Source organism: Hymenobacter telluris (genome assembly GCF_017313265.1).
GTDB classification, from domain to species: domain Bacteria; phylum Bacteroidota; class Bacteroidia; order Cytophagales; family Hymenobacteraceae; genus Hymenobacter; species Hymenobacter telluris.
Genome location: NZ_JAFLQZ010000018.1, coordinates 92,402 through 111,515, shown reverse-complemented (window position 1 = coordinate 111,515; position 19,114 = coordinate 92,402). Strand labels below are relative to the sequence as shown.

Genomic DNA, 19,114 nt, shown 5'->3' with positions numbered 1-19,114 from the left:
GCGCCAGTAAAACGTTAAACTCACCATTTCACCACCTCACTATTTCACCTACTGGTGTCCCTTTGTGAGGTTTTTGCCCAGGTCTTCTACTTGCTTGAGGAAGTCGTCGGTGTCGGTGTCGGCGTATACGCCGTAGGCCGAGGAGATGGTGCCTTTTACGCCGTCGTTGGTTTCAATAGCATACAGGATCGACATATCATCCGGGTCACTTTCGCCTTCGAAGCGGTAGAAGTCTACGATGGATACCTCGCTGGCAGCGTAACTCTTGCTCCGCTCATTGCTGATGGTGTGCAACCGACCTTCTGCCACGCGGAAATCAGCCGTGAAACCGTCTTTGCTGAGCTTCTGCTCCACTTTTACGAGCGAGCGTTCTTCTTCTTTGTCTTGCATGATGGTAGGAGTTCGGTATGGAAAGGAAAGCGGAATCGTTAAAAACGGGTTAAAACAAAACCCCCGTGCCAGCTATACGGAGCCGGTACGGGGGCAGGTTGCCGAAAATAGGAAAAGCTGAATGCCGTGCTACTTCGCAGTGCGCGGGGCGGCGGCCTCAATGGTGCGTTGCAGCCGGTTTACGTCGAGGGTGCCGCACGCGCCGCCGCAGCCTTTGGCACAGCCCGCCGAGGATTTGTCGAAAAATGCCCGCCAGAAAATGCGGCCCACATAGAACGAGGCCCCGGCGAACAGCAGTACGATGATGAGTGTCTGAATCCACATGATGCCTGCAAAACTACCAGGTTTCGGTTTTGGTTGCCCGGATTTGATTTTTTGTTGCGCTGGCCTATCGTCTGAACTATGTGAGCAGCACCCCAAACAGACCGTCATGCTGAGCGCAGTCGAAGCATCTCGCGTGCTGACGTTGCCTAAGTAACCCAACGTCAGCACGCGAGATACTTCGGCTAGGCCTCTGCATGACGGTCCGCTTTCAGGGAGAGTAACAAGTGAAAGCTGAAATTTCAATCAGACACCTCCCGTATTAAGCAACTTGTAATATTTAGGCTTTTAGTTGAAAATTTGGCAGGTGATTGTGGGTAAGCCTACGCTCGATGTTCTACATTTGACAACATGCCTGCAGGTTAGCCGGCGTGTTTTGCTTCCAATAACTACCATCTGAATGCAAACTTTTACTCTCCGCGCCAGGCTGGCCGGCGGGCTGCTGCTGCTGGCCGTGGGGGCCTATGCGCAGCCCAGCACGTACCCGCGCAACGGCGTCTACGATAAGCGACCCGGCCTGTACGCCTTCACCCACGCTACCATCTTCACCGACTACAAAACCCGGCTGACCGACGCCACGCTGCTGGTGCGCGACGGCAAAGTGGAAGCCGTGGGCCCCAACCTGAAAATTCCGGCCGGGGCCGTGGTGCAGGATTTGAAAGGCAAGTACATCTACCCCGGCTTCGTGGATCTGGCCGCCAACTACGGCTTGCCGGAGGTGAAAGCGCCCGAGCGGACCGGCCGCCGCCCCCCGCCGCAGTTCGAGAGCAAGAAGGCCGGCGCCTACGACTGGAACCAGGCCATCCACCCGGAAACGCAGGCCGCCAACGAGTTCAAAGTGAACGACGAGCAGGCCGACGTGTACCGCCGCCTGGGCTTCGGGGCGGTGCTCACCCAGCAGCCCGACGGCATTGCCCGCGGCACCGCGGCGCTGGTTACGCTGGCCACAGTTGGGCACCGCGAAAACGAGGTGCTGCTAGTGGAGCGGGCCGCCGCCGGTTTCTCTTTCGACAAAGGCACCAGCACCCAGAACTACCCTGGCTCCTTGATGGGCAGCATTGCGCTGCTGCGCCAAACGTTTCTGGATGCCGACTGGAACCAGCGCAGCCCCGGCAAAGAGCAGAATTTGTCGCTGAAGGCCTGGCAGGAGCAGCGCAGCTTGCCGCAAATCTTTGAGGTGAGTGACAAGCTGAATGCACTACGGGCCGATAAGCTCGGCGACGAGTTCAAGACCCAGTACATCATCAAAAGCCGCGGCGACGAATACCAGCGCGTAACAGACATCAAGGCTACCGGCGCGCCGTTCATTATCAGCCTCAACTTCCCCGATGCCTACAACGTGGACGACGTGTACGACGCCTCGCGCATTTCGCTGGAAGAGCTGAAGCACTGGGAAATGGCGCCCGCCAACGCGGCCCTGCTCTCCAAAGCCGGGGTGACGATTGCGCTGTCGGCTGCCGACCTCAAAGACAAGAAGAAGTTTCTGCCCAACGTGCGCAAGGCCATTCAGTACGGCCTCACCGAGGAGCAGGCCCTACGCGCCCTCACCGCCACGCCCGCCGAGCTACTCAAAGCCCAGGACAAAGTAGGCAGCCTCCGGCCCGGCCTGACCGCCAACTTCCTGGTGTGTTCCAACCGGCTGTTTGCCGAAGATAACGTGCTGCTCGACAACTGGATACAGGGCGAACGGTACCAGCTCAGCACCTTACCCGCCGATTACCGCGGCGTGTACACGCTCAAGCTGATTACCACTGAAAAGGTGAAAGATGAGCGGTTCAAGATTGGGATGGATATGGCTATGACCATGAGTGGCAAGCCGGAAGCTCCCCAATTGAAAATAGCACTAGCGCCCGGCGACACTATCAAAGGCAACGTCAGCGTGAATGGGGAGCTGGCTACCATCGTTTTTCCTGCCAGCAAGGATAAAAAGGCCGAGCTGATACGCCTCACCGGCTACTACACCCCCGAAACCCGCCAGTTTCAGGGGGATGGCCAACTACCTAGCGCCACCCTCATCAAATGGAGCGCCCAGCGCCAGGAAGCCGCCAGCTTAGCCGCCCGGCGCGACTCCGCCAAGGCGCCTGAGCCGGTGCAGGTTGGGGCGGTGCTCTACCCGTTTGCGGCGTACGGCCGCAACGCCATCCCGCCGCAGGAAACCGTGCTCATCCGCAATGCCACCGTCTGGACCAGTGAAGCCGCCGGTAAGCTGGAAAATACCGACGTGCTGCTGGTAGGCGGCAAAATCTTTAAAATCGGGAAGAGCCTGACCGCCAAGGGTGCCCGCGTAGTGGACGGTACCGGCAAACACGTAACGCCCGGCATTATTGATGAGCACTCCCATATCGGCATTATTGGCGGCGTGAACGAAGGCACCCAGGCGGTTACCTCAGAAGTGCGCATCGGCGACGTGCTCGACCCCGAGGACGTGGATTTGTACCGCGACCTGGCCGGCGGCGTAACGGCGGCGCAGCTGCTGCACGGCTCGGCAAACCCCATCGGGGGCCAGTCGCAGCTGATTAAGATGCGTTGGGGTGCCGCGCCCGAAGACCTGAAAGTAGCAGGGGCCGACCCGTTCATCAAGTTTGCGCTGGGCGAAAACGTGAAGCAGTCGAATGCCGGGGAGGCCAACGTGCTGCGCTTTCCCCAGTCACGGATGGGGGTGGAGCAGGTGTTTGTGGATGCTTTCACGCGGGCCCGGGAGTACGAAAAGGAATGGGCCACCTACAACAAGCTAGGCAAAGGCAAGCAGAAGAAAACCGATGCCCCGCGGCGCGACCTGGAGCTGGAGGCGCTGGTGGAAATCCTCAACAACAAGCGCTTCATCACCTGCCACAGCTATGTGCAGAGCGAAATCAACATGCTGCTGAGCGTGGCCGACCGGATGAACTTCAAGGTGAACACCCTCACCCACATTCTGGAAGGCTACAAAGTAGCCGACAAAATGAAAGCCCACGGCGTGGCCGCCAGCACCTTCGCCGACTGGTGGGGCTATAAAAACGAGGTGCGCGACGCCATTCCCTACAACGCTGCCATCATGCACGATGCCGGCCTGAACGTGGCCATCAACTCCGATGATGCCGAAATGAGCCGCCGCCTCAACCAGGAAGCCGCCAAAACCATCAAGTACGGCGGCTTGTCGGAGGAGGAAGCCCTGAAGCTGGTCACCATCAACCCGGCCAAGATGCTGCACGTGGATAACCGCATGGGCAGCCTCAAGGAAGGCAAAGATGCCGATGTGGTGGTGTGGAGCGGCCACCCGCTGAGCGTGTACTCGCGCGCCGAGCGCACCTTCGTGGACGGCCGGCAGTTTTTCGACCTGGAATCCGACCAAGTGCTGCGCCAGGAAATGGAGCGGGAGCGGCTGCGGATTGTGCAGAAAATGCTGGCCGCCAAGAAAGGCGGTGCGCCCACCCAAACGCCCACAGCCAAACCCACCGGCCACTTCCACTGTGACACCGAGGGCGAGGGCAAAGAACTAGACCAGTAGTAAAGAACGACCAACTCCCCTCCTCAGCCGAGGAGGGGACGCGGCGCCGCAGGCGACGCTGGGGTGGTTGGCCTCGTTGCTGACGTTGCTAAACTCAGCACCAATACTCGGCAGACGTAACCAACGAGTAAACCACCCCACCCTTCGGGCACCCCTCCTTTCAACAAGGAGGGGAACCATCCTTCTTATGAATTCAACTATGAAACAGTTTCTTCTCTCTTTGCCTTTGCTGGCGGCTTTCACGGCGGCGGCGCAGGTGCCTATGCCGGCGCCCGCGCAAAGCAAGCCCATCCTGCTGTTGGGCGGCAACCTGCACGTGGGCAACGGCACCGTGGTGCCCGATGCCGCCGTGGCGTTCGATAAAGGCCGTATTACGTATGCCGGAGCTCAGGGCGGCTTCACGCAGCGCACTGGCTACGAGGTGATTGACGTGAAAGGGCAGGAGGTGTATCCGGGCCTGATTCTGCCCAACACCACGCTGGGCCTGACCGAAGTGGAATCCATCCGGGCCACGGTTGACGAGCAGGAAGTAGGCATGATGAACCCCCACGTTCGGTCCCTGATTGCCTACAACACCGACTCCGACATCATCCCGACGGTGCGCACCAATGGCGTGCTGCTGGCTCAGATTACGCCCCGCGGCGGCCTGCTTTCCGGCCAAAGTAGCATTGTGCAGCTCGATGCCTGGAACTGGCAGGATGCCGCCGTGCGCCCCGACGACGGCCTGCACCTGAACTGGCCGGCTATGGTGCTTAAACTCAGTCCTGCCGAAGACGAAAAAGCCCTGGAGCGCCGTAACAAGGACCGTCAAACCCAGCTGCGCGACCTGGACGCCATGCTCACGGAAGCCGCCGCCTACAAACAGCTCCCCGCCGGCCACCGCGAAAACCTGCTGTTGTCTTCGCTAAGCGGTTTGTTCAATGGCTCGAAAACCCTGTTTATTCACGCTGACTACGGCAAGGAAATAGTAGAAGCCGTGAGCTTTGCCAAGCGCCTGGGCGTGCAGAAAGTAGCCGTGGTAGGCGCCCGCGACGCCTGGATGATGCTGGATTTCCTCAAGCAGCACGACATAGCCGTGGTGCTGTCGCGCACGCACGCCCTGCCCCGCCGCCCCGGCGACGACTACGACCTGCCCTACAAGCTGCCCAACATCCTGCAGCAAGCCGGTATCCGCTACTGCCTTGATTATGAAGGCAGCATGGAAACGGCCGGCTCCCGCAACCTCGCCTTCATTGCCGGCACTTCCGCCGGTTACGGCCTCACCAAAGAGCAGGCCCTCACCGCCGTTACGCTCAGCCCCGCCCGCATCCTGGGCATCGACAAAGACTATGGCAGCCTGGAAACCGGTAAAAGCGCCACCCTAGTGGTAAGCAGCGGCGACCTGCTCGACATGCGCACCAACAACATCACCCACGCCTACATCGACGGCCGCGCGTTCAGCTCCGAAAACAAGCAGCTCTACCTGAACCGCAAGTTCAAGAGCAAATACAGCCTGAAGTAGAAGCTCTGGATAAGTATTGTCATTCCGACGCAGGAGGAATCTGAGCGTAATCGTCCAAGAAGGATAACCCAGATTCCTCCTGCGTCGGAATAACAAAGATTTTTCATGCAAAAGGGGCCAACTCTACATAGAGTCGGCCCCTTTTGCATTCGTGGACTTTCAAGCGGTTACTTCCAATGCTGCCGGATGGTTTCCTGCATTTTCTCGTGGATGCGGCCGTTGCTGGCTACCACTTCGCGGCCGAAAATAGGGTCGCCGTCTTCGGTGAACTGCGTGACCCGGCCCCCGGCTTCGCGCACCAGCAGAATACCGGCGGCTACATCGTAGGAGTTGATGTTGAACTCGAAGTAGGCGTCGAAGCGGCCGGCGGCTACGTAGGCCAAATCCAGCGCGGCCGAGCCCACGCGGCGCAGGCCGTGGGTGTTCTGCATGAAGTAGCTCAGGATAGCCAGGTACTGGTCGAGCCGGTCGAATTTGTAGTAGGGGAAGCCGGTGGCCAGTAGCGTGTCGTGCAGGTCGTCGGCGGTGGATACGCGCAGGGGCCGCTCGTTGCAGAAGGCGCCGCCACCCAGCGCCGCCCGGAAGCATTCGTCCTGGTTGATTTCATACACCACGCCTACTACCAGCTCCTGGCGGTGCAGCAGGGCCACGCTCACGCAGTAAGCCGGCTGGCCGTGGATGAAGTTGGTGGTGCCATCGAGCGGGTCGATAATCCAGTTGAACTCCTCGGCCCGGCCCACGGTGGTGGTGCCTTCTTCGGTGATGAAGCCGGCTTCGGGCAACAGGGCGCTCAGTTCGGCTACCAGTTGCCGCTCGCTCTGCTGGTCCACGTACGATACCATATCGTGCAGGCCCTTGTTCTCGACGCGCCCCCGGTCGAAGTTCTGGGCTTCCTGCCGGATGAACTGGCCAGCGTGGCGGGCAATGTCGGCCACTTGGTGGCTGAGTTGGTTGAAATCCATTAGTAAGCTTAAGAAGTTGAAATCGTGTCATCCTTCTGTCATCCTGAGCTTGCGAAGGACCTTATCATGCGGGAACGAGTCGTTGTTATGACTCAGCTACCATTCTTATTTGATAAGGTCCTTCGCAAGCTCAGGATGACAGAAGGGTTTTCCTGTTGGTAAAAGCCCGCACCACCACAAAGCCCAGCAACAGCACCGCCAGCACTTGCGCGGTGGGGCCGATTAGGTCACCATGCTGCACATAGAAGGTTTTCTCGTCGTTCAGGTGCACGGTGGCGCGCTGGGCGGCTTGCACCCACCAGTTGGTTTGCTGCGTGATTTCGCCTTTCTGGTTGATGAAGCCCGAAATGCCGGTGTTGGCCGAGCGGGCAATGTCGCGGCGGGTTTCAATGGAGCGCAGGGTGGCGTACTGGAGGTGCTGCAAGTGGCCCGGCGAGTCGCTCCACCAGCCGTCGTTGGTGATAATGCCGAGGAGTGTGGCGCCGTTCTTCACGTACTGGGCCATAAAGTCGCCGTACACCGACTCGTAGCAGATGCTGGGGCCGAGGCGCAGGCTGGGGTCGGTGGTGTGGAACACGGTGCGCTCTTCCTGGCTGCCGTAGGAGCCTACCACGCCGCCCAAATCAATGTTGGCAATCAGCTTGGTCAATACCACCGGCACCTTTTCCACGCCCGGCACCAGCCGTGACTTATGGTAGAACGTGGCAGTTCCGGTAGTCCCCGGAAAATGCACGGCCGTATTGAAGATGTCATAATAGCCCAGGTCGTCGCGGAAGCGGGCGGTGGGCGTGGCCGTCTCCTTAGTCGGGCCGTACATCCGGATGCTGGTGATGCCGGTAATCAGCTCCACGCCGGGGTGCGCGGTCAGCCACTGGCGCAGGCGCATCACCTTGGGGTTCATCTCGAAGGTAGCTTCAGAGTACACTTCTTCCAGCGCCGTTTCGGGCCAGAGTACCAGCTTGGTTTGGGGCGTGAGCTGCTGCTCGGTGAGAGTGATGAGGCGGCTAAGCTGCTGGTCGTAGGGAATGAAGTTGGGGTTGCTGCTGAACTTCTCTAAAAACGGGTCTACGTTGGGCTGCACCACCACTACCTCAGCGGTTTTACCCTTCTCCTGATAGGTAGCCCCAATCCAATACGACAGCGCAGCCGGGAGCAGGATGGCTAGGCCTGCGGCAATTAAAAATGAAGAATTAAAAATTAAAAAATTTCGGTTGCTGGCAGTTGGCTGGCTAACCAAATCTGCTGCGCCATAATTTTTAATTTTTAATTTATAATTCTTAATTGACAAGAACACCAGAATGTTGGCCGCCCACATCCAGAGCGAGCCACCCAGAAAGCCGGTGTACTCGTACCACTGCACCCACTGGTTGGCCTGTGCGAAGCCGTTGCCGAGCGTGAGCCAGGGCCAGGTCAGGTCCCAGTGCAGGTGCAGCTGCTCGAAGGCAATCCAGTAGATGGGCAACGAAATGTAGCCCAGCCGCGGGCCCGCCAGCCGCTTGGTGTGGTAGAAGGCCATGGTGGGCAGGCACATCAGCAGGGCATTCAGGACCACGGCCGCAATACCGCCGCCCAAGGTGCTGAAACTCACCCACCAGGTAGTGAAGGCATTCCAGAGCACCAGTAGCAAATAGGTGTAGCGAAACACCTTCCAGCCGCTGGCGCCGCGCTGCACCAACAGCTGCTCCATGCGCAGGTACGGCACCCACGCCACCAGCAGCAATGCTGCCAGCGGGGCCGGATGCACCGGCCACCCCAGCCACAACAAGGCCGCTCCTAGCAGGGCTAGCAAACTGGGCAGCCAATACGCCAGGCCCGTAGCCGGAGCGGCGGGGGCTAGCGTTTCGGGAGTTGATTTAGTTAGCACGGTCGTCTTCGTCTTCAGCTTCAATAGAATAACGGTCTTCTTTGATGCGCTCTTCTTTGCGGCCCTGCACCACCAGCACAATTTCGCCTTTGATGGCCGCGCGGGCTGCAAAGTTGGCGGCTAGTTCGGAGAGCGGGGCCGTCACGGTTTCTTCAAACAGTTTGGTTAGTTCCCGGCTTACGGAGGCGGGCCGGTCGGCACCCAGTACCTCGGCCAGCTGCTCCAGCGTCTTCACAATCCGGTGCGGCGACTCATAGAAAATCATGGTGCGGTGCTCCTGGGCCAGCTCTTTCAACCGGGTCTGGCGGCCTTTCTTCACCGGCAGAAACCCCTCGAACGTGAACCGCTCGGCCCCAAATCCCGACTTCAGCAAGGCTGGCACGAAAGCCGTGGCGCCCGGCAAACATTCCACCTTCAGGCCCCGCGCCAAACACTCCCGCACCAACAGAAAGCCCGGGTCGGAAATGCCGGGCGTGCCCGCATCCGACACCAGCGCCATGGTTTCGCCTTTTTCCAGGCGCTCCAGCAGGCGCTGCACTTGCTGGTGCTCGTTGTGCAGGTGGTAGCTGAGCATGGGCTTCTTCAACCCGAGGTGCTGCATCAGGCGGCCGCTGGTGCGGGTATCTTCGGCCAGCACGGTATCCACCTCGCTCAGAATCCGGATGGCCCGCAGGGTGATGTCCTCCAGGTTGCCGATGGGCGTGGGCACGAGGTAAAGCAGCGTCGGGGTGGTTTCTGACATGGGCACAAAGGTAGGCAAGGCGAAATAGTGAGATGGTGAGGTGGTGAGTTTTATGTTCCGTTAGCGCCAGTAGCGCAGTCGAGAACATAAAACTCACCATCTCACCATCTCACTATTTCACCACTGCCCCGTGCTGTTCGGCTAGCTTGCTGATGGCTTCGGCCAGCCGATGGTCGCGCCGCGTGACGGTGTTGCCGGCGTCGTGGGTACGCAGCCGGAACTCTACGGTGCTATACTCGTTGGCCCACCACGGATGATGGTCGAGCTGCTCGGCCGCGGCGGCCACGTCGGTCATGAAGGCAAAGGCCGCTTTGAAATCAGCGAAGCGGAAGGTGCAGGTCAGGGCGTTGTCGTGTTCAGTCCACATCTGGAGGAGCTAGAAGTAAGGAGTTAGAAGGTGGAATTTTAAAGCTGGAGAGATGAAAAGCTGCCACCTACTAGCTTCTAGCTCCTAGCTCCTGCCGCACTTCCATCAACGCAAAGCCCAGCAGGTTGAGGCCGCGCCACTCCGCGGGGTTGGTGGCGTGCGGACTATCCTGCGCCAGTCCAATCCCCCAGATGGCGTCTACGGGGCTGGCTTCTACGAGGACGCGCGGCGCGGTTTGCAGCAGGTACTGCCGCAGCTCGGGGTGCTGGCTGAACTTGGCCGCGTTGCCCCGCACCACCACCTCGAAGCGCGCCGCATTCCAGCGCGTTTCATCGAAATGCTGCACCCGGCGGCCTAGCTTCTTGGCTTGGTCGGGGTGGGTGGCTTGCAGGATGGCCGTGCGGGTGGCTTCGTCGCCGAACAGGCGGGCTTTTTCGGCCATCATGTAGTGCTCGGCCGTGGCGTAGGTGTCGTTGTCAATAATAAACGGCGCCGGATACCACTGGCTAAAACACTCTTTGCCTACCGCCGCCCCTGGCGGGCGAGTGTGCCCCCAAAAGAACAGATACTTCACTGGCTGACTGGCATTGAGGTGCTGAAGCAGGTCGGCAACGGAGCGGATAGGAGCAAGCATAGTCGTAACAAACAAAGCAGAATAAGAAAACCCACCGGCAAGATAGTCAGGCCCGTACAGGGCAGCGGCTACTGCTTGAAATCTGAAACAACCCCTCGCAACCTAAACCCAAAGCTGCAAACCACAGTACACTTATCTTTCCTTGTTCCCCTCCACGAACCGACTGCTGCTATGGCTATTGACCCGAAAGACCGCCCCGTCCGCATCCTCAACGACGATACCTCCGAGCAAGAAATGGCTGCCGGCCACATCACGCCCGGCGGCGACCCACCCAAGAACGAAGCGGCCCGCGGGGGCTTTGGCAACCGGGAAGGCAAAGAGGGCTACGGCACCGACAGCGGCTCTGGTATAACGGCGGTTTCGGTGAACGAAGACGCCGACCAAACCGAACACCCCGCCGACAATATGCGCTCCGACGACGAAGGCCGCCCGGTGCAGCCCAACGAAGACATTCCCAACCCCGACCTCGTCAACGACGACGATACCCCAATGGAAGCGCGCCGCCCGGTAGACGAGCTGGACGCCGACGATGCCCGTTCTGGCCCCGATGAAATGGAAGACCCCGACTCCGGCATCGGTATGGGCCAGATGGAGCAGCGCCAGCCCACCAACGCCGACCTCGCCCGCCAAGGCACCAACGCCGACCTCACCGACCCCGATGCCACCGATACGGCCATCGACCAGTAGCCAGCTACTAGTTGCCAGGTATTGATTGTCAGTTTATTGATACTGGCAATCAACAACTGCCAGTCAATAACTCTCATCTTTTAACTTCTATCGACATGTCTGACCAGAGCAATAATTCCAACCAGCAGTCCAAGGAAAACCACGGCAGTCCTACGCAGAGTGAGCAGCCCAAAGGGGCCGGCAACCTACCCGTAAACGACCTGGACGAGCAGACCGAAGAGCGGCTACAGCAGGAGGCCGATGACGCCGGTATACGTCACCCCAACCGCAACCTCGATAAGCCGGACCTTGATAAGCCCGCTTATAATTAAGAAGCACCGACCAACGAAAAGCACTTGCCGCAACAGGCAGGTGCTTTTTTCTTTTTCTGTATTTGTACTGCGCCAAGCCTAACTAAATAAGGCGCGTATCCTCCGTCTGCTCGTCGTCTACCTGTTTCACCTGTTCCTGCTTCCCAACCTATGGCCCGCTACGTCACCACTGATTTGCACGGCTGCCTGCAAACTTTCCGGCACTTGCTGGAACACGAGTTGCACCTGACACCCGAAGACGAGCTATTCGTGCTGGGCGACTACGTAAACAAAGGCCCCGACAGCCGCGGCGTGCTCGATTACCTGATGGCGTTGCCGCAACGCGGGTTTCGGGTGCACTGCCTGCGCGGCAACCACGACCAGGAGCTACTGGATGCCGCCAAAGGCCTGCACCACCTCACCTGGGCCTCTGCCGCCGACCGGCACCTCACTTTGGAAAGTTTCGGCGTAACGCGCCCCGAGGACATTCCGGATGTGTACCTGCGCTGGCTGGACCAACTGCCGTACCAGCTTGATACTGAAGGCTTTGCGCTGGTGCACGCAGGCTACAACTTCCGGTTGCCCCCCAGTCAGTTGCGCACCGACTGGCACACCATGCTCAATATCAAGCAATTCACTTACGATGCCTCCCGCCTGCAAGGACGCCGCCTGCTACACGGCCACGTACCCACACCCACCGCCGAAGTGCAGCGCCAGGTCCGCGTGAAGGCCGGCGCCATCAGCCTCGATACGGGCTGCGTGTACCGGCACAACCCGGAACTAGCGCACCTGGCCGCCCTCAACCTCGACTCCTTCGACCTAACGTTGCTCCGAAACCAGGAAGTGCCCTACACCATAGCGCGCCGTTAAGCTCACCGCTTCCTACAACTGCCCCACTTGGCTTTGCCCTAGCGCATAGTTGAGTGGGGTTTTCCTTGCGCAATAGGATGAAACTGATATAAGATTTGATTTAATATTATTTAAGTAACAAGGAGTGCAAAAAACAAAAAGCGTTTACTTGATAAAATTATATTGAAAGTGCCAATAAACTGCTTGGATAACGCCCGTCTGTGATTGATAAAAGTTATATAAACGGGTGTTTTATAAGAACTGAATTATACTGAACGAACCTGCTTTGTAAGGATTAATGTTGATTATAACTCCTATTCGCTGCCGTTTGTCGAATAAGCTTGCACAGACGAGAATGAATAAATTCAAAATTTGCTTGCAATTTAAAATTAGCAGCTATATTTGATGAGTGATATTATATGCAATATCACTAGGCTGGTTATAAATTGAACTTTAGGGTTTTCTCCTAAAGTTGGTGAGTAACGGCCAAAGTATGTCGCTACCCGGTACACCTACTACAGAAGGTGTTGTAATCAAATCAGGAGGCTGTTGGATTGTGGCGACAGATTGCTCGCTTTTTTACTGTAAGTACACTACCAAATCAGAATGAAAACACTACTACTTCGTTCGACTCTTTCTTCAGTTACAGAGCGCACTGCGGTGCGTGGTCTGTTGGCTGGCTCTTTTCTATTACTGGCCTCATCGGCTTGGGCGGCTCCTATTGTGAAGACGGTAGGAGCAGGCGGTAACTACCCCACTATTAGTGCGGCCTTGGCTTCCATCACGGGTGCCCCAATCGACCCGGTTAGCATTCAGCTGCTGGATGCCAGCTACACGGAAAACGTGCGTATCACGCAGGCTGGCACGGCCATCAACCCCATTACCATCCGGCCGGCTGCTGGGGTAACTACGGTTATTGAAGGCACGCTTACCTTCGATACGGGTAGCCGCTACGTAACCGTAAGCGGCAACAACGGTACGATTAACCGGGCACTTACCCTCAAGCAAACCGACGACCTGGTAACGACCGTTCTGTTCCAGAACGACGCGCAATACAATGCCGTAGTGGACGCCCAGTTGCTGGGCAGCTGCCGGCAGCCAGGCTTCGGGGTGGTAACTATCGGTAACGCAGCTAGCGGCGGCACCGGCAACGACCACAACACGCTACGCGGCAACCGGATTGCCAACGCATCGGGCTCGTTGCTGCCTAGCACGCTCATCTACGCTCTGAACCTGCGCAACGGCATTGCCAACGACGCAGTTACTATCATAGACAACGAGTTGGTGAATTTCGAGCGGAACGGCTTGCAGGTGCTGGGTGGTAACGGTCTGAACTGGAACGTATCCAACAACAGCATCTACTACGATGCTGCCTCTGTTCCGACTACCGCACAAACGGCTATTGACTTCGAGCCGGGTGTTGCGTCTACCAACAACACCATCAGCGGCAACAAAATTGGCGGCCGCAATGCCCAGAGCGGCGGCGGCTCTTGGCTGAACGATGGCGCCTCGTTCCGGGGCATCGTGGTTACCTGTGGCATGGGGGTTAGCAGTACACTGTCCGGCAACTCGGTGAGCAACGTAAGCATGACCAATACCTTCCAGCCGCTCACGGCCATGAGCCTGGAAAGCGGCCAGACGGCAGTGGCCAATATCAGCGTAACCAACGTGAGCAGCGGCCAGGGTGGGGTAGTGAGCCTCAACTCCAGCGCGGCCACCGAAGTAACCAGCTTCACGGTTGCCAGCGGCCAGATTGTAAACGTAGAAGCCGGTGGCCGCCTGAACGTAACGGGCACGCTCCGCAACAACGGCCTGCTGAAAAACGCCGGTAACGTGTTAGTAGTCGGCGACTTCATCAATACCAATACCGGTACCTACAACCAGACCCAGGGCACGCTCGAAATTACGGGCAACATGACCAGCCAGGGTGGCTTGTTTACCAGCGTTGGGGGCCTGGTAAAGCTCACCGGCAACGGCGCACAAACCGTAAGCGGTGGCGTGTATTTCAACCTGGAAGTGAATGGCGCCGGTACCAAAACCGTTACCGCCGATGCCGACATTATCAGCCAGCTGACCCTCAACAATGGGGTACTGGCTACGGGCACCTACACGCTGAAACTGCTAGAGCAGGCCAGCATGACCGAAACCGACAACAGCTATGTGCTGGGCAAGGTACTAGCCACCCGCAACGTGCAAGCCGGTACTACCCAGCGCTTCGGCGGGCTTGGCCTGGAAATGACGCCTAACAGCAATTCGGTGCTGCCCGGCGTTACCGACGTGCTGCGCGTAACGGGCACGGCGCCTATCGCGGCCAACGGCAACCAAGGTATCCTGCGTTATTACGACATTAACGCCGCCACCTCCAGCGGCCTGGACCTGGGCTTGAAGTTCTCGTACCTCGACCACGAACTGAACGGTATTGCGCCGGCTAACCTGCGCTTCTTCAAATCGATAGATGGTGGTGCGAACTGGATGCCGCGCGGCATCACCAGCAATGGAGCTGGCTATGCCCAGCTCAACAACGTGGATGGCTTCTCGCGCTGGACCCTCGGCGATGCGCAGCGTCCGTTGCCAGTGGGCATCACGGCCTTCCGCGCCGCGCGCCGCGACCGGCAGGCCCTCATCACCTGGACCACTGCCACCGAAACCAACAACCGGGGCTTTGGGGTGGAAGTAAGCACCGATGGCCGGCAGTTCCGTCCGCTGGGCTTTGTGCTGGCGCAGGAAGGTTCTGCCACGGCTACTCGTTCGTACCAGTTCATTGATCAGGAAGACAACAAAAAAGGCGTGCGCTACTACCGCCTGCGCCAGGAAGACCGGGACGGCCGCACCACTTATTTCGGTCCGGTTACTGTATCGTTCGACCAGGCTCTAGCCGCACAGTTTGCCGCTTACCCCACCGCCTTCAGTGAAAACCTAACGGTGGAGCTGACCTCAGCTGCGGCTGCTCCGGCTGCCTTCACCCTCACCGACGCTTTGGGCCGGGTGGTATGGCAGCACACCCAAGCGGTAACCGCCGGTTTCAACCAAACCCAGCTGACACCGGAGTGCCCGGCCGGCAACTACCTCCTGACGGCTAAGCTCAACGGTACTGTATTGCGCCAGCGCGTGGTACGTCAGTAAAAAGCTTAGTAAGCTTACCCAAGGTGACTTATAGCTATCCAATCATTTACAAGAACTAGAATACTCTCTGTGGCCAACGCCAATTAGTAGCAAGAAAAAGCGCCGCTCCTTTGGGGTGGCGCTTTTTTTACGGCAAGTTCAGGCCGCCACATACGGAAGTGGCTATCTTATTCGTGTAGCTTAAAGAGCTGGCAGACAGCTGCCTCAAATCAGGTAGCCGGCTTCGGTATTGGCTCCAGTTGTTTCAATCCTTATTTCCCACTTATTGTATATGGACACCCCGCAAACCAACGAATTTCAGTTCAACGGCACCCCCGAATTGCCGGCACCTCATGCCCGCACTGTAGCTACCACCCCAGTGCGGCTCCGGAAGCGGGCCTGGGTGAAAGAGCGCGCTTTTCTGCTCCAGAATATTGTGCGGGGTAATCTTATTCATAATACGGGCGGGGCTCTGAACGTCATGCGGCTGCTAACACTGCACAAAATGCCGGCCGGCTTGTTATCGGCGGAGCATCCGTGGGTTACCGGCCAGATGCCGGACGCGCAAGGGGCCGTATGGCCGCGTAACGTAGTATTCCGGACGGCCGTGGGTACCGAGTGGGCGGTAGCAGGCTACGTGCCGGAAACCGACGAAGTTATTGCCAGCAAAGTGGGCAAGTTTTTGGCTACCATGGTGGGTAAATCGGTGCCGACGCCGGAAATACCGCACGGCACGCGCCGCCGGATGCCGCACGCCATCAACTACTTGCACGGGGCAGTGCACTATAATGGCCTGACGCTGCTGTTCAACAACTTCGCGGAGGCGCTGGAATACCTGGCCGATACCCGCTTCCGCAAAGAACTGCGCCGCCTCATCCGGACGGAGCGCCGGGAGGTGACGCTGGTATTTCGGGAGCGGAACTACAACCCGGTGGAGTACGCCTATTTTTCGGCCTTTGTGATGTCGCACTTGCCGTGGTTTGCCAACGTGAACGGCGCACAGCGGCGGGTGATGTGGGGCAACCCCTCGCCGTACCCGGCCGTGAACATCATCAACGGCAAGTGGGTGGCCGACACGGAGCGCCTGCGCCGCGGCGACACGGCCAGCATTGTGCGCCCACCCGTAGAGCCCGGCCAGTATTTTCAGGGCGAGTACGGCGTGGCGACGCGCGGGGCCAACAAGCTGGAAAAAACGCACGCGTTTCTAATCAATACTTGGGTGCGGCGCCGGGGTTTCCGGGGTGGGCTGTACTTCGTGGACCGCCGCAAAATAGAAGCCGAACGGTACCAGCAATACCAAGCCACCAACGGGCAGAACTTCATCGGCAACGAGGTAATTCAGAACCCATTGCGGCGGAAGAGGTGAGGTGGTGAAGTGGTGAGGTGGTGAGATGGTGAAGTGGTGAGGTGGTGAGGTGGTGAGATGGTGAGTTTTATGTTTTAACCGCGCAGTTGGCGCAAACCGAACATAAAACTCACCACTTCACCACCTCACCACTTCACCACCTCACACTTTGTCCTGCCGGATAAGCTTGCGGTACACGTTCACCATTTTCTGCTGCGACATGCCCAACCGGTACATGGCCGTGATGAGGTAATAAATACCTTGAAGCCGCCAGACACCATTGTCGCGGTACTTGCGGGCCGACGTGACGATGGGGCCGGGCAGCACCCGAAACGGTGCTAGGCGCTTCAGGCGCCGCGTAATTTCCTGGTCCTCAAATACCACCATGTCTTCGCGGTAGCCTCCGGCCTGCGCAAATACCTCATGGCGTACGAACAGGCTTTGGTCGCCGAAGCGGAATACCTCGAGGCTGAAGCGGGTAAACCAGGCGTTGCTTTTCAGAAACCAGCTCGGATGATCGAACGCCAAACGGTAGCAGCCGGCCCCTGCGCCCCGCGCCACCGCCTCACTGATGTCGTGGGTGAACCCTACGGGCGGGTAGGTATCGGCATGCAAAAAATACAGAATGCTGCCGCGGGCCTGCGTAGCTCCGAAGTTGAGCTGTGCGGCGCGCCCTTTGCGGGGGCACAGCACCACCCGGGCTCCTGCTTGGCGCGCCTCAGCGGCCGTGCTATCGGGGCTGTAGGCATCCACTACCACTATTTCCAAAAGAGAATCGGGCCCGGCGGCGGCGCGTACGTGGCGTAGCAAGCTCCCGATCTGCCCGGCTTCCTTGTAAGTAGGAATAATGATGCTGATAGAGGCGGGCGAGTTGGAATCTGTAGGCTGTGAAACAGAACGCATGTTTCCCGAGACGAAAATGGCGCGGTTCCGGTTGCTACGGTTCGGCTACGGACCAAGGGTGGTATTAGTCGCGCGAGAAAAGCTCCGGCGCTTGTAAAGCTGCCTGGGCTTCCACCCAATAAGGGTTCTGGGTGTTGGCGGCTATGCTTTGCAAAGTAGCACGAGCCTGGAGCCACTCGCCGGTACGCAACTGAGCCATAGCCAAATGGTAGCGCGCTTTGTTGGCCAGTACGGAAGCGGGTTGTTGGGTGGCGCGGGTCAGGTAGGAGCGGGCCGCCCCAGCTTCGTTCTGCCGCAGCAGCATAACCCCCGTGTAATACAGCAGCGTATCGTCGCCGAGGGTGGAGGCCGGAATACGGCGCAAGGAGTGCAGCGCCGCCGAGTAATGCCCGTCACGGTATTGGCGCATGGCTTGTACCAGCAATGGGTTGCTGGTACGCTGGGCTTCAGTTTCGCTCAGGCCAGGGTCGGGCACGTAATAATGGGTCCAGGCCTGTTCGGCATCAAGAGGCTGGGGCCGAAACAGAAACCAAGCTGCTACGCCCAACGCCAGCACGAGGCCAGCCACCAGCCAACTCCAGCGCATGCGGGCGGCCTGGGTGCGCGTTTTAAGGTTGGTTAGTGCCGTTTGCCGCTCATCGAGGCGCTTATCCAGGTTGCGTAGGCGCAGGCGTAGCGTTTCGTGGCCGGCCACCCAGCGCAGGTCGGCCGTAAACTGCTCGTAGGCTGCATAAGCGGCGCTTAGTTCCTCGTCCTGCGCCAGCCGCTGTTCAAACGCGTCCTGCTCCGCCTCCGACAGTTGCCCGTCAGCGAATCGTTCCAGTTCATCCAGATAAGGGCGCAGGTCCATTTACTAGTTGATTGTTAAATAGTTAAATTGTTGATAGCTGAATTGTTGACTGTTGTTAGGGAAGAATAGGCCCGTCGTTCAACAAGCAGCCCGCCAACAATCAACTAATACGCTATTCAGTTCTTACTCAACCCGCTGGTGCAAATCATACAGCCGGCGCAGGCAGCTGGCTTTTTGTAGGCGCCCGACGGTGGCATTGGCAAAGCCCATTTTGCCGGCCAGCTTCTTGAAATTATACCCCCGAAAATAGAAGAACATCAGCACCTGCTGGCAGTCGGCACTGAGCTGGCCAAACTGCCCTAACAGGCGGCTACGGCGGCTGGCTTCGGCCACTGGCAGCGCGGCCGAAGTGGCTTTGAGTTGCTGCGCGGCCATGTCGTAGATGTGCGCTGGTACGTCGGCCGGCAGCTTGGTAAGGCGGCCGTCGGCTACCTGGTCGTAGAACTCAACCAACACCGACCGGAGCAGCTCGTGCGCGGCGGCCGGGTCCAGCTGGTGCTGCTGGCGCGCCCAGGCCGCAAACGTGTCTCGGTGCTCTTGGTAGAAGTTGACGAGGAACGTCTGGTTGCCCACCCGCAAGTGGGTGAGCGTAGCGGCAAGTGGCTGTGGCATGACACCAGAAATTAAAAACAACAACGGATGTGCCGGGCAACGGCCGCACGAATATCAAACAAGATAACGTGTAATTCCGGGTTGAAGATTAGCAGCAAGCCCCGTTTTTAGGTTTCCGCCCCGATAAACGAGCAGGTTCGTGCCAGCACACAATCGAATACAATCTTTGTGCAATTGACGGAGCCGGCTGTTCAACCGCCCCAACTGC

Annotated in this window: 17 protein-coding genes; 7 read left to right on the top strand and 10 right to left on the bottom strand. The window is 58.6% G+C overall.

The features are described from left to right. Nucleotides 1-48 precede the first annotated feature (48 nt). Nucleotides 49-390: a hypothetical protein gene (locus J0X19_RS20660; RefSeq protein ID WP_206986332.1), complete on the bottom strand. Its 342-nt coding sequence runs from the start codon at nucleotides 388-390 to the stop codon at nucleotides 49-51. Nucleotides 391-519: 129 nt separating this feature from the next. After that, complete coding sequence (locus tag J0X19_RS20655) at nucleotides 520-714, bottom strand: FeoB-associated Cys-rich membrane protein (RefSeq protein WP_206986331.1); 195 nt, start codon at nucleotides 712-714, stop codon at nucleotides 520-522. A 397-nt stretch (nucleotides 715-1,111) separates the two neighbouring features. On the opposite strand from J0X19_RS20655, the gene J0X19_RS20650 reads away from it, so the two are divergent. Beyond that, a complete protein-coding gene (locus tag J0X19_RS20650) occupies nucleotides 1,112-4,198 on the top strand; it encodes an amidohydrolase family protein (RefSeq protein WP_206986330.1) in 3,087 nt (1,028 codons plus the stop codon). Nucleotides 4,199-4,397: 199 nt separating this feature from the next. After that, nucleotides 4,398-5,699: an amidohydrolase family protein gene (locus J0X19_RS20645; RefSeq protein ID WP_242583092.1), complete on the top strand. Its 1,302-nt coding sequence runs from the start codon at nucleotides 4,398-4,400 to the stop codon at nucleotides 5,697-5,699. Nucleotides 5,700-5,866: 167 nt separating this feature from the next. Here the strand turns inward: J0X19_RS20645 and J0X19_RS20640 are convergent, their stop codons facing one another. The 5 genes from J0X19_RS20640 to J0X19_RS20620 all read right to left on the bottom strand — a co-directional run bounded on the left by J0X19_RS20640 (nucleotide 5,867) and on the right by J0X19_RS20620 (nucleotide 10,268). Next, the gene (locus tag J0X19_RS20640) at nucleotides 5,867-6,661 is read right to left on the bottom strand and encodes an inositol monophosphatase family protein (RefSeq protein ID WP_206986328.1); all 795 of its coding nucleotides are present in this window, start codon (nucleotides 6,659-6,661) and stop codon (nucleotides 5,867-5,869) included. A gap of 130 nt (nucleotides 6,662-6,791) precedes the next feature. Continuing rightward, nucleotides 6,792-8,549: an apolipoprotein N-acyltransferase gene (lnt, locus tag J0X19_RS20635; RefSeq protein WP_242583090.1), complete on the bottom strand. Its 1,758-nt coding sequence runs from the start codon at nucleotides 8,547-8,549 to the stop codon at nucleotides 6,792-6,794. Further along, nucleotides 8,515-9,267, bottom strand: a complete 753-nt coding sequence (rsmI, locus tag J0X19_RS20630; protein WP_206986327.1) for a 16S rRNA (cytidine(1402)-2'-O)-methyltransferase — start codon at nucleotides 9,265-9,267, stop codon at nucleotides 8,515-8,517. The genes lnt and rsmI overlap by 35 nt, the downstream gene beginning before the upstream one ends. A 112-nt stretch (nucleotides 9,268-9,379) precedes the next feature. Beyond that, entirely contained in the window at nucleotides 9,380-9,634 is a 255-nt protein-coding gene (locus J0X19_RS20625) for a 4a-hydroxytetrahydrobiopterin dehydratase (protein WP_206986326.1), read from the bottom strand. Nucleotides 9,635-9,704: 70 nt separating this feature from the next. Then, complete coding sequence (locus tag J0X19_RS20620; RefSeq protein WP_206986325.1) at nucleotides 9,705-10,268, bottom strand: NADAR family protein; 564 nt, start codon at nucleotides 10,266-10,268, stop codon at nucleotides 9,705-9,707. 171 nt (nucleotides 10,269-10,439) lie between these two features. Between J0X19_RS20620 and J0X19_RS20615 the strand changes: the two genes are divergently transcribed. The 5 genes from J0X19_RS20615 (at nucleotide 10,440) to J0X19_RS20595 (ending at nucleotide 16,562) form a co-directional block, all read left to right on the top strand. After that, nucleotides 10,440-10,955 (top strand): hypothetical protein, encoded by a 516-nt coding sequence (locus J0X19_RS20615; protein ID WP_206986324.1) that lies wholly within the window; start codon nucleotides 10,440-10,442, stop codon nucleotides 10,953-10,955. A gap of 95 nt (nucleotides 10,956-11,050) precedes the next feature. Continuing rightward, a complete protein-coding gene (locus J0X19_RS20610; protein WP_206986323.1) occupies nucleotides 11,051-11,266 on the top strand; it encodes a hypothetical protein in 216 nt (71 codons plus the stop codon). 150 nt (nucleotides 11,267-11,416) lie between these two features. Beyond that, nucleotides 11,417-12,115 carry a metallophosphoesterase family protein gene (locus J0X19_RS20605; RefSeq protein ID WP_206986322.1) on the top strand — a complete coding sequence of 233 codons (699 nt, stop codon included), beginning with the start codon at nucleotides 11,417-11,419 and terminating at the stop codon, nucleotides 12,113-12,115. A 585-nt stretch (nucleotides 12,116-12,700) separates the two neighbouring features. Next, nucleotides 12,701-15,217 (top strand): T9SS type A sorting domain-containing protein, encoded by a 2,517-nt coding sequence (locus J0X19_RS20600; RefSeq protein ID WP_206986321.1) that lies wholly within the window; start codon nucleotides 12,701-12,703, stop codon nucleotides 15,215-15,217. A gap of 271 nt (nucleotides 15,218-15,488) precedes the next feature. Next, nucleotides 15,489-16,562, top strand: coding sequence for a hypothetical protein (locus J0X19_RS20595; protein ID WP_206986320.1), 1,074 nt, complete (start codon nucleotides 15,489-15,491; stop codon nucleotides 16,560-16,562). Between the two features lie 141 nt (nucleotides 16,563-16,703). Here the strand turns inward: J0X19_RS20595 and J0X19_RS20590 are convergent, their stop codons facing one another. From J0X19_RS20590 to J0X19_RS20580, 3 genes are all read right to left on the bottom strand, one after another. Further along, nucleotides 16,704-17,444 (bottom strand): TIGR04283 family arsenosugar biosynthesis glycosyltransferase, encoded by a 741-nt coding sequence (locus J0X19_RS20590; RefSeq protein WP_206986319.1) that lies wholly within the window; start codon nucleotides 17,442-17,444, stop codon nucleotides 16,704-16,706. Nucleotides 17,445-17,508: 64 nt separating this feature from the next. Further along, nucleotides 17,509-18,294, bottom strand: coding sequence for a tetratricopeptide repeat protein (locus J0X19_RS20585; protein ID WP_206986318.1), 786 nt, complete (start codon nucleotides 18,292-18,294; stop codon nucleotides 17,509-17,511). Nucleotides 18,295-18,417: 123 nt separating this feature from the next. After that, the gene (locus tag J0X19_RS20580) at nucleotides 18,418-18,906 is read right to left on the bottom strand and encodes an RNA polymerase sigma factor (protein WP_206986317.1); all 489 of its coding nucleotides are present in this window, start codon (nucleotides 18,904-18,906) and stop codon (nucleotides 18,418-18,420) included. Nucleotides 18,907-19,114: the final 208 nt, after the last annotated feature.